Origin of the sequence: Pontimicrobium sp. IMCC45349 (genome assembly GCF_047219225.1) — a bacterium.
Classification (GTDB): domain Bacteria; phylum Bacteroidota; class Bacteroidia; order Flavobacteriales; family Flavobacteriaceae; genus IMCC45349.
This window is the reverse complement of sequence record NZ_CP178208.1, coordinates 2890110-2904847: the sequence shown is the minus strand read 5'-3', so window position 1 is coordinate 2904847 and position 14738 is coordinate 2890110. Positions and strand designations below refer to the sequence as shown.

The following is a 14738-nucleotide window of genomic DNA, read 5'->3' as shown; positions in this document are numbered from 1 at the left end:
CGTGATTTTTCTACAATGAAATTCTAAAAACTTTAACAACCTCAACTGACAATTATCATAGTAATTACGCCTTGATTTAAAGACATTTATAAGAGTAACATCAATCTTATAAAACCTTTAATCATGAAAGCAAAATATATCTTAAGCACTTTAGCTTTACTGTTTGTTTTTGGTTGTGCATCAACTAGTGCTGTACTTGCAGACTATGATGACACCATAGACTTTAACCAATACTCTACTTTTGTACTGTGTATTGACGATTTATTTGTAGAAAACACCAATTATCCAAATTACGATAATAATGAAGTACGTCAATTAATTGGTGATGCTATAGAAGCAGAAATGGAACTTATTGGTCATAAAACCAATGTACTAAATCCAGAGTTACAAGTAGGGTTTCAATTAGTTATACAACAAAAGGAAGCGACGTTTACCAATTGCGAATCACAAGGCGATTATAACTATTGGCACGAATGCAAAATAGATACTATTGTCTATACAGAGGAAACCTTAGTTATTTATGTTTCAGATTTTAATAAAAACCAAGTGATATGGCAAGCTTCTGTACAGTGTGATTTAAACCGTTCTAAAAGCAAACTTAAACCTTATGTTAAGAGTTTAATAGAACAGTTGTTTGATGAGTATCCTAGATTATAACTTAAACTTTTAAATATTTTACAATAAAACCTCATCAAGTAGCAAGAAACTACTTGATGAGGTTTTATATACCTGAAAAGTTAGTCTAAAAATAGTGTCTATCTTTTTTGTATCTTACATAGTGCTGTTTTACAGCAAATTAAACACTTACTAACAAATCCAATTTTTATTAATTATGAGTAAACAAGCTAGCACTAACAGAAGACAATTTATTAAAAACACCTCATTATTAACTGCTGGACTTTTATCTGCTCCACTAATTAATATGGCACAAGAATCACAAGAAAACACATCTGATAGTATATACTTAGTTGGACCACAAGAAGGCTATTCGCCTCAAATAGGAACATTACTATCTACCATGACAATGATGCGAACATGGGTTATTAATACTGTAAAAGATTTAACAGTTGAGCAATTGGATTTTCAAATTGACGATAAATCAAACTCTATTGGAGCTATGCTTCTACACTTAGCTGCAACTGAAAAGTATTACCAATTAAACACTTTTGACGAAATGGAATGGGGAACTTGGAGTGATGAGATTAAAACAGAATGGGATGTACCAAGTGGCTTAGGAGAAAAAGGTCGTGAGCTAATTAAAGGTAATTCTATTGATTATTACTTAACAAAACTTGAAGAAGTAAGAGAAATCACTAAAAAAGAGTTTGCCAAAAGGGATGATAAATGGATTATGAAATCAGAACCATTTTTTGAAAACAAACCAACTAATAATTACTGTAAGTGGTTTCATGTATGCGAACACGAATCTAACCACAGAGGACAAATGAAATTTATTATTCAGCGTATTCCAAAATAATAAGAAACTAAGAATCTAATTGCTGCTTCTTAGCTTTTTTACTACCTGCGTACATTTCGTATTTCACTAAACGTGACTCCAACTTAGCGTTAAATAGTTTTATCTTTCGTGATGGACGTAAACCTACATGTTTTAACGCTTCTAAATTAGATGTAATAAACCAAGCGTGCGTACCTGGATAACCATGTTTTAGCGTTGTACCAATATCGGCATAAAACTTTTCCATATCAATATCTAAACGCTCACCATAAGGTGGATTAAACACCATATGCAAATGCTTATCACCTCCTTTTTGGGTTTTAAAGAAGTCTTCGTGCTTAATTTTTATAAACTCATCCAAATGAGCATTCTTTACATTGTCTTGTGCTTTACGTACTGCACTTGGCGATTTATCGTAACCAATTATTTTATGATGGAAATCTCTAGTTTTCTTTAATAAAGATTCTTCAATTTTTTCAAATAAATCCACATCCCAATCTTGCCAACGTTCAAAAGCAAATTCTTTACGCATTAAGTTTGGAGGAATGTTACAAGCAATCATAGCAGCTTCAATCATAACTGTTCCACTACCACACATTGGATCCATAAAATCGCTTTGTCCATCCCAACCAGACAACATAATTAAACCAGCAGCTAACACCTCGTTAATTGGTGCAATATTAGTGGCTGTTTTATAACCACGTCTGTGCAAAGATTCGCCGCTACTATCTAACGAAACCGTACATAATTGTCTATCAATATGTATGTTTACTTTTAAATCTGGAAAACGTAAATCAATATTTGGTCGCTCACCTTTTACCTCTCTAAAACGATCTACAATAGCATCTTTAGATTTTAAAGCAATGTACTTTGAATGTGTAAAAATATGGCTATGTACAGTAGCATCAATAGCTAAAGAACCACTTTCAGACAAGTACTTTTCCCAAGCAATACGCTTAACTTTATCGTATAAATCTTGTTCGCTTACTACTCTAAAGGTTTTTAAAGGTTTTAAAATTTTAATAGCAGTACGCAATCCTAAGTTTGCCTTATACATAAAACCCTTATCTCCTACAAAACTAACGTTACGAACACCTACTTTTACCTCTTGTGCACCAAGGTTACGTAACTCTTTTGCTAAAAGCTCTTCAAAACCAAATAAGGTTTTGGCAACCATCTTGAAATTATTATCCATTATTCTCGTCAAATAGATTGCAAAAATAAAGTATTTTTGCTCTCACCAAGAAGAATGTATGATAAAAGACAATAAACAATGGTTTACCTCGTGGTTTGATACGCCATTTTACCATATTTTATATAAAGACAGAGATGATAAAGAAGCACAAGCTTTTATGGAATCGTTATCGAGCTATTTAAATATTTCTGAAGATGGTGAAATTTTAGACTTAGCATGTGGTAAAGGTCGTCATTCAATCTATTTAAACAGTATTGGTTATCATGTTACTGGTTTAGACTTATCTAAAGAAAGTATAGATTTTGCTTCACAATTTGAAAACGACACATTGCATTTTGATGTGCATGATATGAGTAAACCATATCACAAACAATTTGATGCTGTCTTTAATCTGTTTACAAGCTTTGGTTATTTTGATGATGAAGCAGATAACCTCAACACTATTAAAGCCATAAAAGCAAATCTAAAACCCAATGGTGTTGGTGTAATTGATTTTATGAATACAAATTTTGTACTTAACAATTTAGTATCTGAAAACACCAAAACAGTTGATGGTATTACCTTTAACCTAAAACGTTTCGTTGAAAACGGTTATTTAATAAAAGATATTAGCTTTGAAGCTGAAGGAGCGCATTATAATTTTCAAGAACGCGTAAAAGCTTTCACACTTGAGGATTTTAAAGCTATGTTTGAAAAAGCTGGTTTACAGCTATTAGATGTGTTTGGCGATTATAAACTAAAGAAATATCATCCAGATTTCTCTGAGCGTTTAATTATGATTTTTATGTAGTATGAATAAATACTTTTTCCCAATATATGCAGTAATTATAGGCTTTTTATTTGTAAAGCTTACCAGAAATACCCAATCCAAAAACATAAAACTATTACTAGCGTTTAGTGGTGCTTTTTTATTATCACTAACAGTTTTTGATTTGTTACCAGAAGTGTATCATCACTTAGATGCTAAACAAACTGGACTATGCATAATGATTGGTATTTTGGTGCAAATATTTTTAGAATTTTTCTCTAAAGGTGCCGAACATGGTCATGTGCATATACATAAAAACAGTACAGTATTTCCTTGGTTACTATTTATAAGCTTGTGCCTTCATGCCTTTTTAGAAGGGTTTCCAATACACCAACATAATGATATGGTTTATGGTGTATTAGTACACAAAATACCTATTGCTATATTAATTACTACATATTTATTTCAATCGGACTTTAAGACACACCAAATACTTATTTTCTTAACCTTATTTGGTCTTATGACACCTTTAGGAACCATCATTTCAAATAATGTAGATATGGTTTCTGGTTATCTAGATTATATTAATGCAATTGTAATTGGTATTTTTTTACATATAGCAACTACTATTTTATTTGAAAGTAGTGAAGGCCATAAATTTAATTTAAGTAAAATTCTAGTGATTATTTTTGCAATCGCTATAGCTTATTTCATGTAATGTTTAGTAAAGAAGAATCACGACAATTAAGAGAAGAATTTTGGACCAGTTTTGGAAAGTCATTTCCAAGAAAATGGATTTTATATAATACCAAAATTAAAGGACTTAGCTTCAAGTTTTACTTTGATACTAAAAAAGCTTTTGTTACTTTAGATCTAGAAGACGACTTAGAAAACAGAGTGAATTGTTGGGAAAAACTGGAAGCGCTCAAGAGTATACTTCACGACGAATACTTACCTAAAGCTATTTACGAAGAAGAGTTTTATCTAGATAATGGTAAAGAGATATCACGTATATACGTGCCTTTAGTTAACCAAAAAGTGTCTATTCATAATAAAAACACATGGCGTGATGTAATGGAGTTTTTAAACAACACTATGCATCAATTTGAATTGTTTTTTGAGGAATATCGCGATATTATTAAAGGCTAACCTAGTATAATTCTAAAGTAAAATCCCAAGTCTTTCCTGTAATATTTTCAGCAGTTCCTTTAATAATAGAGGCGTTAATTAAAGTTCCTGTATAAGTAACGTACTTATCGTTTAAGTGAATAATAACTTTATTGCCTGTTTGTTTCCAAGAGTTGGGAGAAATACCTACCATATAAGGATCTTTACTTGAAATACGTCCATTAGACTCAAGTGTGAAATAGAAAATATTAGTATTCTCAGTATACTTCCAACGCTTTCCTTCTACACTTGTTATTACATTACTAAATGTTATTGGAGGCTCACTTTGTAAACTAGTTGTCTTTTTCACTTCATAGAAACGTTTAAATGTAATTCTAAACTCTATTTCTTTATCATCCTTTTTTTCTTTTGCGCTTAATACTAAACTATCACTTGTAAAGGTTATGAAGCTTAAATAAATTGATTCTTCATTCTCAGTTAACAACATCTTATTTCCATCAATCTTCCAAGTTCCTGTATCTTCATCTCTTTTGGTACAGTCACTCCTAAATTCGTTAGCAACAAACTTACCTGAAGCCTGAAAATGAACATAATCTTGACAATCTTCATTTACTATTTCAATATTAGAATCAGTTAATTCATTATCAACAAATTCTTCAGTTTTAATAATTGTCCACTTACCTACTAAATCGGAATCATTATATACTTGTGCAAATCCAATTTGAATTGTAAAAACAAGCATAAAAAGTATTATAAAACGCTTCATATAACAATAATAAGTTTTTGATTAGATAACATGAAGTAAAATCATGAAAAAATGGCAAATGGCTCCAGCCAAAACAAACACATGCCATATAACATGATTGTATGGTATTTTACTAATAGCATAAAACACAATACCTACAGTATAGGCTAATCCACCAGCAAAAAGCAACAATAAACCATTTGCATCCATAACACTAGATAAGGTTGAATAATCAAATACAATTAGCCATCCCATTACTAAATACAGTAATGTAGAAAACACTTCAAATCTTCCAGTGAAAAATAGTTTTAAAAACACTCCAAAAGCAGCAATTGCCCAAACTATCCAAAACAATAACCAACCCTTACTATGCGCCAACAGTAATAATAAAACTGGTGTATAAGTACCTGCTATTAGCAAATAAATACTAATATGATCTAAAATTCTAAAATAGTGTTTACGACGCTCTGTTCTAGCAGCATGATATAAAGTAGAAGCAGTAAATAATATGATAATTGATATACCATATACAAGTACACTAAATAAACTCCATGGTTCATTAGCTTGCATTACAATTAATAACACTAAACCAGCGACTCCTAAAACAGCTCCAATAGCATGTGTATAGGTATTTAATTGTTCTTCAAAATTAGTTTGAGATCGCATTAGCAGTTTTCTTCTTTTTGGAAGGCATCCATTTTTCAGTAAGTTCATAAAAATCAAACTCTACAGCTGATTTTTGACGCTCTAAAGTGCCACTTTGAAATTGGCGTTGCAGTATATCTTCAATCAAGTAATCTTCTTCTACATTGTGAGGGTCAAACTCTCTTTTAAGCGAGATATTAAACAAGCTAGCTGTGTTATTAAACCAAAAAGCACGCCAACCATTACGCAATTCTTTTATAAGTTCAAATGTTGTTTTTCCTGTTTGTCTATGGATTAATTTTATTAATATTTGACCTTCGGTTCTAGTAAGCTTTTTTAATTCTTCCGAAAACTCTCCTTCTATATACTTCTGAATTTTTTTTGCATAACGTTTTCTATCACGCTTCTTCTCCATTCTACCTAAACGTACATTTAATGTGTCTAATCTAATTGCTGCCAACTTTGCATAAGGATATACCTTTATGGTTTTTCGTCTTAAAATTAAATAACGTCGTCTCTCTTCATTGTTATTAAATTTAAGCTTATGCAACAGCATCACTTCTTCTAAATCAATAGATGTTTTAGGAATAGAGTCACCTTCAATAATCAAATATTTAGTTTCTGTTGTATCAACCTCTTGTTCGCGCATTTGCGCAAAAGCAACACTAGAAACTAAAAGAAATAAGAATGCAATTTTTTTCATAATAATTTTTGCAGCGAAAATCGTTCCGAAATTCTTTTTCAAAATTACGAAATAACGTAAAGCTAACTGTAAATTGTGGTTGATTATTGCTATTTTAGTCAAAATTTTTTTCAAATGGCAAAACAAAAAATTCTTAACAAGAAGTCTATGGACTTCTTAGAAAAATATTTAAATAATGCAGCTCCAACTGGTTATGAATGGGATGGACAAAAAATATGGATGGATTATCTAAAACCTTATGTCGATGAATTCATTACTGATACATACGGAACTGCTGTAGGAGTAATTAACCCAGAAGCAAAATACAAAGTAGTTATTGAAGGGCATGCTGATGAAATTTCGTGGTATGTCAACTATATTTCTGACAACGGACTTATTTATGTTATTAGAAATGGTGGAAGTGATCACCAAATTGCACCAAGTAAAATAGTAAACATTCATACTAAAAAAGGCATTGTAAAAGGTGTATTTGGTTGGCCAGCAATACATACACGTTTACGCACAAAAGAAGAACCACCTAAGCCTGATAATATTTTTATTGATGTAGGTTGTACTACTAAAGAAGAAGTTGAAAAATTAGGTGTTCATGTAGGTTGTGTAATTACTTATCCAGATGAGTTCCATATTTTGAACAAAGACAAATTTGTATGTCGTGCTTTAGATAATAGAATGGGTGGCTTTATGATTGCTGAAGTAGCGCGTTTATTACATGAAAACAAAAAGAAATTGCCTTTTGGATTGTATGTAACCAATTCTGTTCAAGAAGAAATTGGTTTACGTGGTGCCGAAATGATTACTCACACTATTAAACCAAATGTTGCTATTGTTACTGATGTAACACACGATACAACTACTCCAATGATTAATAAGAAAAAAGAAGGTCATTTAGAGTTAGGTAAAGGTCCTGTAGTAGCCTATGCTCCTGCTGTACAACAAAAATTACGTGATTTAATTACTGATACTGCCGAAGCTAAGAAAATACCTTTCCAACGTTCTGCTTTATCGCGTGCCACTGGAACAGATACTGATGCTTTTGCTTACAGCAATGGTGGTGTTGCATCTGCTTTAATATCGTTACCATTACGTTACATGCATACAACAGTAGAAATGGTGCATAAAGATGATGTTGAAAATGTTATTCGTATGATTTACGAAACGTTATTAAACATTAAAGAAGGTGATACATTTAGTTATTTTGACTAATTAACTATACTAAATAATAAAAAAGGCTACTCAATTGAGTAGCCTTTTTTATTATTGTTTTGGTTTTATCTCTAATAAAGTAGAGGATTTAACAATCTCATCTTTATTTAGAAGCATCTTTCTAAATTCACCTTTATTATACATTTCGGCTTGGTCATCATAATGTTTACTAAACGGATTTCCTGATTGTCCAGTTGGTAAAATACTAATGCTATTTTCTACATCTGAAAAATCAATAATACGTCTTGTAGATGGACCTGCTTTTACTGGATACAAACCACTATTATTAAAATCGAATGCTTTATTATCTATAACTTCTTCTGTACCTCCCACTTCAAAAGGACCAACATTAAAATATGGTTTCAATGACTCTACAGCTCCTAAAGCATGAGGATGCTCAAGCGTGTGTACTTTTCCCCATTTCCAATTAATAATATCTGCTCCCATTTCTGTTTCCAAAGCTGTCACAGCTTCTATAAATGATTTATTAACGATATCAGACATTTGTTCTTTTGCATCTGTAGTAACATCGTCCCACCAAACCGAGGTTTCATTATTAATTTGTAATGCTATGGAGCGTTTTATTAAATGTGTTTTTAACAACTGATTAAACAACTCTTCTCCTAACTCATCTTTAAATGTGTTTTCCAAATAACGAAATACAAAACGTTGATATATAGTTGGAGCTATATCATCAATATTATTGTCGCCTTCCCAAAGCTGCAACATATCCATAGCACGTTGTTGATTTTTGGTAAGACTATTATAGTTTAATGCCTTAGTAAGTGCTTTTACATTGCTTGGTATTACAGCAGATGTATTATCGTTAATCATTTTAGAAAAACCTTCCTTATCCCATTTTTTTGTACGTTCTAATAAATGTACAATACGTTTTGCTCTATCTTCTGGTAAATAATAACCTGGATATAACATATTAGCTATCGAATCGGGTTGGTTATTCGCTGAATACACATAGTGCCATTCTGGGTTTTCAGCCATAGGATTTTCCTTAAAATTGATATACTCAATAGGTTCGTGATTTCCAGAAGCTCCATCAAGAATAAATTTAGGATTTACATCTTCATTAAACTTATATAATAATCCAGCAGCCCACCATGCAACGTTTCCTTTGGCGTCTCCATACATCACATTTAATCCAGGTGCATGAATTAGAGATGCACCTTCTTTAGCATCACTCATACTTTTTGCATGTGATAATTTATAAACTGCCTCTAAAACTTTTATATCATGTTTCGTATAAACCCATGATAAAGCTATAGGTGCTTCTTGAGAAATCTCATCTTGTATACCATTCATTATTGGTCCATGATGTGACGATTTAACTTCTACAACAACAGGTTCATCGTCTTTTACCTTTATAGTTTTTGAAACCATTGAATAATCAACATATCCTTCTGATGTTTTATACTTATTAGCATTAGAAGGATGATTTGTTTCCTGATAAAAATCGATATCATCATTTTCAAACATGGTTAATCCATAAGCATAATCTCTATTGTGCCCTAGCAACGGAAAAGGTACTCCTGCTAAATGATAACCATACATTTCATAATCTGGTGTAGCAATGTGTGCTTCGTACCAAACAGCAGGTTGCGCATAACCAATATGAGGATCGTTAGCAAAAAGAACACTTCCACTTTTAGTTTTTTGTGGTGCAACTACCCAACTATTACTACCTATAAAAGCAGGAATTGGTAATTTATTTGTTATGGAAGCAATATCAGTAGAAAGCGCTTCAACTGCCTTTATATCAGGATTACTATTATGTATTAAAGTACAATTTGAAGTTGGTTCAACATCCAAATCTTTTAAATATTCAATACCAAGTTTTTCTTGAATAGCACTTAACATAGGATCAGTTTTTTGAGCCATAGCAAAACTAAAAGCCATATAACCAAAAATGTTGTATACATCCTTTAACTCATAATGCTCTTTTTCTACACCTACCAAAGTAAACTCTATTGGAGTACTACCATCATCAATAAATTGATTTACACCATTTAAGTAAGCCATACTTAACTTATATGCATCACTATTTTTATCTAAATTATCAATGGCTTTTTTTGAAGCTTCTTCAATACCTAAATGCACAAAAAATGTATCTGTTTTCAATAGGTCTTTTCCTAAAATCTCTGATAATCTTCCAGGAGCAATTCTACGCATCAATTCCATTTGCCATAAACGATCCTGAGCATGTACATACCCTAAGGTTGTGTATGCATCTTCTTGGTTTTGCGCATATATATGAGGAATACCATAAGTATCAAAATATGTTGTAGTTTCTTGCGATATATATTTTAACTCTAGGCTTCCCGAATATTGTGGTTTAGAAAAATTCATATAAGCAAATCCACCTATAACAAGTAGTACAACCAAAACACCAACAATAACTAATACTTTCTTTAATATACTTTTCATTTAATAATAATCGTTTGTCTCAAATATAGCATATATTTGAGTAGCAATTATAGAATAATAACTTTGGAAGAATATTTAGATATTTGGGATGAAAATGGACAACCAACAGGCAATGTTTTGTTAAAGACTGTTGCGCATAAACAAGGACTATTTCATCCAACTGTTCATGTTTGGTTTTACACACCTAATAAAAAAATCCTTATGCAACAACGTGGTGCCAACAAAGAAACGTTTCCTAGTCTTTGGGATGTTTCGGTTGCTGGACATGTTGGCGCTGGAGAAACTATTATCGAAGGTGCTTTACGTGAAGTTAAAGAAGAAATTGGTATTCTAATTTCAAAAGAAGATTTAACTCAAATTGATGTTAGGAAAAACATCAACATTCATCCAAATGGTATTCATGATTGCGAATTTCAACATGTGTTTTTAGTAGAATTAAAGCATGATATTTCACAATTAACTATTCAAGAAGAAGAGGTTGATGGTTTACGATTATTTACTTTTGATGAAATTGCTTTATGCATAACTAAATCTCATAAAACATACAGTATAGTTCCTGCTGACATGAATTACTATCAATTTATTATGGATACTATAAACTCAATACTTTAACTATATGATTATTTTAATTTCAGCATTAGTTCCTGTAGCATTAATCATTATTTATATTTATATAAAGGACAAATATGAAAAAGAATCCAAACGTGATTTAGCTATTGCCTTTTTTCTTGGGGCTTTTTTGAGCATCATAGTTACATTAATACTATCGATGTTCACTCAAATAATCTTACCGCTACCAGACGATTACAGTATATTTCAACAATTTATTAAAGCCTTTTTTGTTGTGGCTTTAATTGAAGAATTTAGCAAGTACATATTTGTTAGATTTTATTCTCAGCCTAAAAAATATTTTAACGAACCATTTGATGGTATAGTTTACGCAGTCATGGTATCTATGGGTTTTGCTGCTATTGAAAACATAGCATATGTATCACAAGGTGGCATGGGAACAGCAATAGTAAGAGCCTTTACAGCAGTTCCTGCGCATGCAACATTTGCTGTGCTTATGGGTTACTTTATGGGGTTAGCAAAATTCGCACCTTCAAAAAAGCAAAAACGTAAGCTTAATTTAATAGGTTTAGCATTAGCTGTATTATTTCATGGTGCATACGATTTCTTTTTATTTATAGGCTTTATTCCAGGAATATCTATTGGTGCTTTTGTATCATTAACTATAGGAATTATATTATCTAACAAAGCTATAAAACGACATCAAGAAAATTCTAAGTTCAAACTATAGCAAATTAGCATAAAACATGATAAGACTCATACATTTAGAGTCAATTTTTATCTAATTTAGTAGCTATGAAGAATACCATAGCTGAACGCATTTATGATTTCTTAAAGGACTTCCCTCCTTTTAGTTTCCTATCAGAAGACAATTTACTTACTATCTGTAAAAATGTAAAAGTTGTGTATTTAGAAAAAGACGCTTTTCTTTTTCAAATAAACGAAAAGGTAAAAAATGAATTTTATGTAGTAAAAGATGGTGCCATTGGGTTAACTAGAGATGAAAGTACTTTTGTAGACCAATGTGATGAAGGTGATATTTTTGGACTTAGAGCACTGGTAAGAAAAGACCAATATGTATTAAATGCTAAAGCATTAGAAGAGAGTATTATTTACAGTATTTCTTCGCAGTTATTAGATGAGTTAATTAGCTCAAACATTAAGGCTAACAAATACTTAATGGCAAGTTTTGTCACTAATACAAAACAACCTTACCAAACCGAACATAAAGATGCGCTTTTTGCTAATGATATAAATCTCCAAAAAGATTTATCAAGTTTTACCGAAGTGCAATCGGCCGAATACTCTAAAAACCCTGTTACTTGCAGTCAAGAAACTAGTATTAAAGATGCTGCAACTATAATGACCAACAAACGTGTTGGATCCATAGTTATAACACAAAATAACAAACCGTTAGGAATTATAACAGACAAAGATTTACGTACTAAAATAGCCACAGGTCTATTTAATATAGAAGATTGTGTAACTAAAATTATGTCGTTTCCAGTAATTACTTATCCTGAAAATATTTCTGTTGCTGAGGCACAAATAGGTATGCTTCAAAATCGTATTACACATTTGTGCATTACCAAAGATGGTACTTCAAATTCAGAATTATGTGGTATTCTTTCCGAACACGATATTATTGTTATTAGAGGAAATAACCCTTCAGTATTGGTTAAAGAAGTAAAACGTGCTAAAGATGCTGAAACCTTAAAATATATTAGAGATAAGGCTCAAGGGCTTCTACAACGTTATTTAAATCAAAATATTCCCATTGGTTTTATCTCTAAAATTATTTCGGCTATTAATAGTACTATTACCAAAAGAGCAATCGAGCTTTCTATCTCTGAAATGCCACAAGAACCACCTACAACTTTTGGATGGTTAGCTCTTGGTAGCCAAGGAAGACAAGAACAACTATTACTTACAGACCAAGATAACGCCTTAGTTTTTAAAGATGTTTCAGAGGATAATTACAACTCTACCAAAACGTACTTCTTAAAACTATCAAAACTTATTACTCAAAAATTAAATACCATTGGTTTTGAATATTGTCCAGCAAATATGATGGCAAGCAATACTAAATGGTGTTTATCCTTAAATGAATGGAAAAAACAATTCAATAATTGGATTACACATCCCGATGAAGACAAAATAATGCTTTGCACCATATTTTTTGATTTTGATTTAGTGCATGGTGATGCTTTATTGATTGAAGAAATGTCCGAAAGCATTTTTAAAGCTATTGACACCTATGAAATTTTCTTAAACTTCCTAGCGTTAAATGCCTTAAAAAACCCTCCACCTTTAAGTTTCTTTAGGCAATTTTTAGTAGAACAAAGTGGCGAGCATAAGAATGAATTTGATTTAAAAGCAAGAGCATTAATGCCTTTAGTAGATGCAGCTAGACTTTTAATTCTATCTAAAAACATTAAAGACTGTAATAGTACTATTCAACGATATGAAAAAATGGCAGAATTAGAGCCACAAAATAAAGACTTATATATTTCGTGTATCAATGCATTTAAAGTCCTATTGCGATTTAGAACTGTTGATGGTTTAAAAGACCATGATTCTGGTAGGTTTTTAGATTTAAAAACTCTTGATAAAGCAAACAGGTTAAAACTAAAAAGCGCTTTTAAACCTATAAAAGATGTACAAGAATTAATAAGTACACGCTTTAAACTTTCTCAAATGCTATAGTATGTTAAATTGGTTTAATAACAAATCGTATCCTGAGTTTTGGAATAACTACACTAGTTATTTCAAAAATGCACAAGAAACCAACTTAGAGAAAGTACGATTTGTTGTTTTTGATACCGAAACCACAGGATTAGACATAATAAAGGACAAGGTACTTTCTATTGGTGCTGTAGCAGTAACTGGAAACACTATAGATGTTAATGATAGTTTTGAAGCATATCTTAAACAAGAAAAATTCAACTCTGAAACCGTTGAAATCCATGGAATTCTTAAAGAAGGAAGTATCGATAAAATCGATGAAAAAAAAGCATTGATTTTATTTTTAAACTATATAAAAAATGCGATTTTAGTGGCGCATCATGCAGCCTTTGATATAGCTATGATAAATCAAATTTTGAAATCGCATAATTTACCTAAACTAAAAAACAAAGTTTTAGATACTGGTGTGCTTTACAAAAAAACACTATCGTCTCAAACCATCAATAAACACTATAGTTTAGATGAGTTAAGCGACATTTTTAAAATAAAAAAACATGATAGACATACGGCTTCTGGTGATGCATTCATCACAGCTATAATTATGATAAAAATCATAACTTTATTACGAAAAAAAAACAACCTTGCACTATCAAATTTGTTCTATAATTCTAGCCGAAGAGGACTTATTTAAAACTGCATAAAACAACATAATATAAACGTTTAAATACAACTCAAATGAGTGAAAAATTTAAAGTAAAAGTCAATAATTCGAAAGAATTTGACGTCACTGAAAATGATGTTTCCAACTTAGATGCCATAAGTACTTCAAACGGAAATTATCATGTTTTAAAAGATAATACTTCTTTTAAAGCAACAATTCAAAATGGAAATTTCAATAAAAAGGTCTATGCTGTAAAAGTGAACAACAACACTTATAATGTCAATATTGCTAATGGTCTTGACCAGTTGATTAATGAGATGGGATTCTCACTAAGTGCTGCAAAACATGTCAATTCAATTAAAGCTCCAATGCCTGGACTTATATTAGATATTAACGTAGAAGTAGGTCAAAGTGTTAATGAAGATGATAATCTTTTAATATTAGAAGCTATGAAAATGGAAAATATTATCACGTCTCCTAGAGAAGGTGTTATCAAATCCATTTCAGTAGAAAAAGGTAATGCAGTAGAAAAAAACCAATTATTAATTGAATTTGAGTAA

Annotated in this window: 16 protein-coding genes; 11 read left to right on the top strand and 5 right to left on the bottom strand. The window is 31.2% G+C overall.

Annotated features, from left to right (window positions below; genetic code table 11):
* Positions 1-123: 123 nt before the first annotated feature.
* Positions 124-657 (top strand): DUF4136 domain-containing protein, encoded by a 534-nt coding sequence (locus ACLII3_RS13510; protein ID WP_412984749.1) that lies wholly within the window; start codon positions 124-126, stop codon positions 655-657.
* 175 nt (positions 658-832) lie between these two features.
* A complete protein-coding gene (locus tag ACLII3_RS13505; RefSeq protein WP_412984748.1) occupies positions 833-1477 on the top strand; it encodes a DinB family protein in 645 nt (214 codons plus the stop codon).
* Between the two features lie 7 nt (positions 1478-1484).
* Here the strand turns inward: ACLII3_RS13505 and ACLII3_RS13500 are convergent, their stop codons facing one another.
* Positions 1485-2651, bottom strand: coding sequence for a THUMP domain-containing class I SAM-dependent RNA methyltransferase (locus tag ACLII3_RS13500; RefSeq protein WP_412984747.1), 1167 nt, complete (start codon positions 2649-2651; stop codon positions 1485-1487).
* A 58-nt stretch (positions 2652-2709) separates the two neighbouring features.
* Between ACLII3_RS13500 and ACLII3_RS13495 the strand changes: the two genes are divergently transcribed.
* The 3 genes from ACLII3_RS13495 to ACLII3_RS13485 are packed head-to-tail and all read left to right on the top strand — an operon-like array spanning position 2710 to position 4548.
* Positions 2710-3441 carry a class I SAM-dependent methyltransferase gene (locus tag ACLII3_RS13495; RefSeq protein WP_412984746.1) on the top strand — a complete coding sequence of 244 codons (732 nt, stop codon included), beginning with the start codon at positions 2710-2712 and terminating at the stop codon, positions 3439-3441.
* Between the two features lies 1 nt (position 3442).
* The gene (locus ACLII3_RS13490) at positions 3443-4117 is read left to right on the top strand and encodes a ZIP family metal transporter (protein WP_412984745.1); all 675 of its coding nucleotides are present in this window, start codon (positions 3443-3445) and stop codon (positions 4115-4117) included.
* Positions 4117-4548: a DUF4268 domain-containing protein gene (locus ACLII3_RS13485; protein ID WP_412984744.1), complete on the top strand. Its 432-nt coding sequence runs from the start codon at positions 4117-4119 to the stop codon at positions 4546-4548. The genes ACLII3_RS13490 and ACLII3_RS13485 overlap by 1 nt, the downstream gene beginning before the upstream one ends.
* 1 nt (position 4549) lies before the next feature.
* Here ACLII3_RS13485 and ACLII3_RS13480 read toward each other — a convergent pair whose 3' ends face one another.
* Genes ACLII3_RS13480 through ACLII3_RS13470 form a run of 3 tightly spaced genes read right to left on the bottom strand, consistent with a single transcriptional unit; the run spans position 4550 to position 6620 of the window.
* The gene (locus ACLII3_RS13480; RefSeq protein ID WP_412984743.1) at positions 4550-5293 is read right to left on the bottom strand and encodes a lipocalin family protein; all 744 of its coding nucleotides are present in this window, start codon (positions 5291-5293) and stop codon (positions 4550-4552) included.
* A 21-nt stretch (positions 5294-5314) separates the two neighbouring features.
* Positions 5315-5938, bottom strand: a complete 624-nt coding sequence (gene trhA, locus ACLII3_RS13475; RefSeq protein WP_412984742.1) for a PAQR family membrane homeostasis protein TrhA — start codon at positions 5936-5938, stop codon at positions 5315-5317.
* Positions 5922-6620, bottom strand: coding sequence for a DUF4294 domain-containing protein (locus ACLII3_RS13470; protein ID WP_412984741.1), 699 nt, complete (start codon positions 6618-6620; stop codon positions 5922-5924). Before ACLII3_RS13470 ends, trhA begins: the two co-directional genes overlap by 17 nt.
* Before the next feature lie 114 nt (positions 6621-6734).
* Here ACLII3_RS13470 and ACLII3_RS13465 point away from each other — a divergent pair, with 114 nt between their 5' ends.
* Complete coding sequence (locus tag ACLII3_RS13465) at positions 6735-7823, top strand: M42 family metallopeptidase (RefSeq protein WP_412984740.1); 1089 nt, start codon at positions 6735-6737, stop codon at positions 7821-7823.
* A gap of 51 nt (positions 7824-7874) precedes the next feature.
* Here the strand turns inward: ACLII3_RS13465 and ACLII3_RS13460 are convergent, their stop codons facing one another.
* Complete coding sequence (locus tag ACLII3_RS13460) at positions 7875-10262, bottom strand: penicillin acylase family protein (RefSeq protein ID WP_412984739.1); 2388 nt, start codon at positions 10260-10262, stop codon at positions 7875-7877.
* Positions 10263-10325: 63 nt separating this feature from the next.
* On the opposite strand from ACLII3_RS13460, the gene ACLII3_RS13455 reads away from it, so the two are divergent.
* The 5 genes from ACLII3_RS13455 (at position 10326) to ACLII3_RS13435 (ending at position 14738) form a co-directional block, all read left to right on the top strand.
* The gene (locus tag ACLII3_RS13455) at positions 10326-10874 is read left to right on the top strand and encodes an NUDIX hydrolase (protein WP_412984738.1); all 549 of its coding nucleotides are present in this window, start codon (positions 10326-10328) and stop codon (positions 10872-10874) included.
* A gap of 4 nt (positions 10875-10878) precedes the next feature.
* The gene (locus ACLII3_RS13450; protein WP_412984737.1) at positions 10879-11562 is read left to right on the top strand and encodes a PrsW family intramembrane metalloprotease; all 684 of its coding nucleotides are present in this window, start codon (positions 10879-10881) and stop codon (positions 11560-11562) included.
* A gap of 65 nt (positions 11563-11627) precedes the next feature.
* Positions 11628-13538: a DUF294 nucleotidyltransferase-like domain-containing protein gene (locus ACLII3_RS13445; RefSeq protein ID WP_412984736.1), complete on the top strand. Its 1911-nt coding sequence runs from the start codon at positions 11628-11630 to the stop codon at positions 13536-13538.
* A 1-nt stretch (position 13539) separates the two neighbouring features.
* A complete protein-coding gene (locus tag ACLII3_RS13440) occupies positions 13540-14208 on the top strand; it encodes a PolC-type DNA polymerase III (RefSeq protein ID WP_412984735.1) in 669 nt (222 codons plus the stop codon).
* A 44-nt stretch (positions 14209-14252) separates the two neighbouring features.
* On the top strand, positions 14253-14738 hold the full coding sequence (locus ACLII3_RS13435) for an acetyl-CoA carboxylase biotin carboxyl carrier protein subunit (RefSeq protein ID WP_412984734.1): 486 nt from the start codon (positions 14253-14255) through the stop codon (positions 14736-14738).

Excerpts from the sequence above, each read along its gene's own strand:
- ACLII3_RS13470 (WP_412984741.1), bottom strand. The coding sequence starts at position 6,620 with ATGAAAAAAATTGCATTCTTATTTCTTTTAGTTTCTAGTGTTGCTTTT.
- ACLII3_RS13460 (WP_412984739.1), bottom strand. The coding sequence starts at position 10,262 with ATGAAAAGTATATTAAAGAAAGTATTAGTTATTGTTGGTGTTTTGGTT.
- ACLII3_RS13445 (WP_412984736.1), top strand. The coding sequence starts at position 11,628 with ATGAAGAATACCATAGCTGAACGCATTTATGATTTCTTAAAGGACTTC.
- trhA (WP_412984742.1), bottom strand. The coding sequence starts at position 5,938 with ATGCGATCTCAAACTAATTTTGAAGAACAATTAAATACCTATACACAT.
- ACLII3_RS13465 (WP_412984740.1), top strand. The coding sequence starts at position 6,735 with ATGGCAAAACAAAAAATTCTTAACAAGAAGTCTATGGACTTCTTAGAA.
- ACLII3_RS13480 (WP_412984743.1), bottom strand. The coding sequence starts at position 5,293 with ATGAAGCGTTTTATAATACTTTTTATGCTTGTTTTTACAATTCAAATT.
- ACLII3_RS13440 (WP_412984735.1), top strand. The coding sequence starts at position 13,540 with ATGTTAAATTGGTTTAATAACAAATCGTATCCTGAGTTTTGGAATAAC.
- ACLII3_RS13500 (WP_412984747.1), bottom strand. The coding sequence starts at position 2,651 with ATGGATAATAATTTCAAGATGGTTGCCAAAACCTTATTTGGTTTTGAA.
- ACLII3_RS13450 (WP_412984737.1), top strand. The coding sequence starts at position 10,879 with ATGATTATTTTAATTTCAGCATTAGTTCCTGTAGCATTAATCATTATT.
- ACLII3_RS13505 (WP_412984748.1), top strand. The coding sequence starts at position 833 with ATGAGTAAACAAGCTAGCACTAACAGAAGACAATTTATTAAAAACACC.
- ACLII3_RS13435 (WP_412984734.1), top strand. The coding sequence starts at position 14,253 with ATGAGTGAAAAATTTAAAGTAAAAGTCAATAATTCGAAAGAATTTGAC.
- ACLII3_RS13490 (WP_412984745.1), top strand. The coding sequence starts at position 3,443 with ATGAATAAATACTTTTTCCCAATATATGCAGTAATTATAGGCTTTTTA.
- ACLII3_RS13495 (WP_412984746.1), top strand. The coding sequence starts at position 2,710 with ATGATAAAAGACAATAAACAATGGTTTACCTCGTGGTTTGATACGCCA.
- ACLII3_RS13510 (WP_412984749.1), top strand. The coding sequence starts at position 124 with ATGAAAGCAAAATATATCTTAAGCACTTTAGCTTTACTGTTTGTTTTT.
- ACLII3_RS13485 (WP_412984744.1), top strand. The coding sequence starts at position 4,117 with ATGTTTAGTAAAGAAGAATCACGACAATTAAGAGAAGAATTTTGGACC.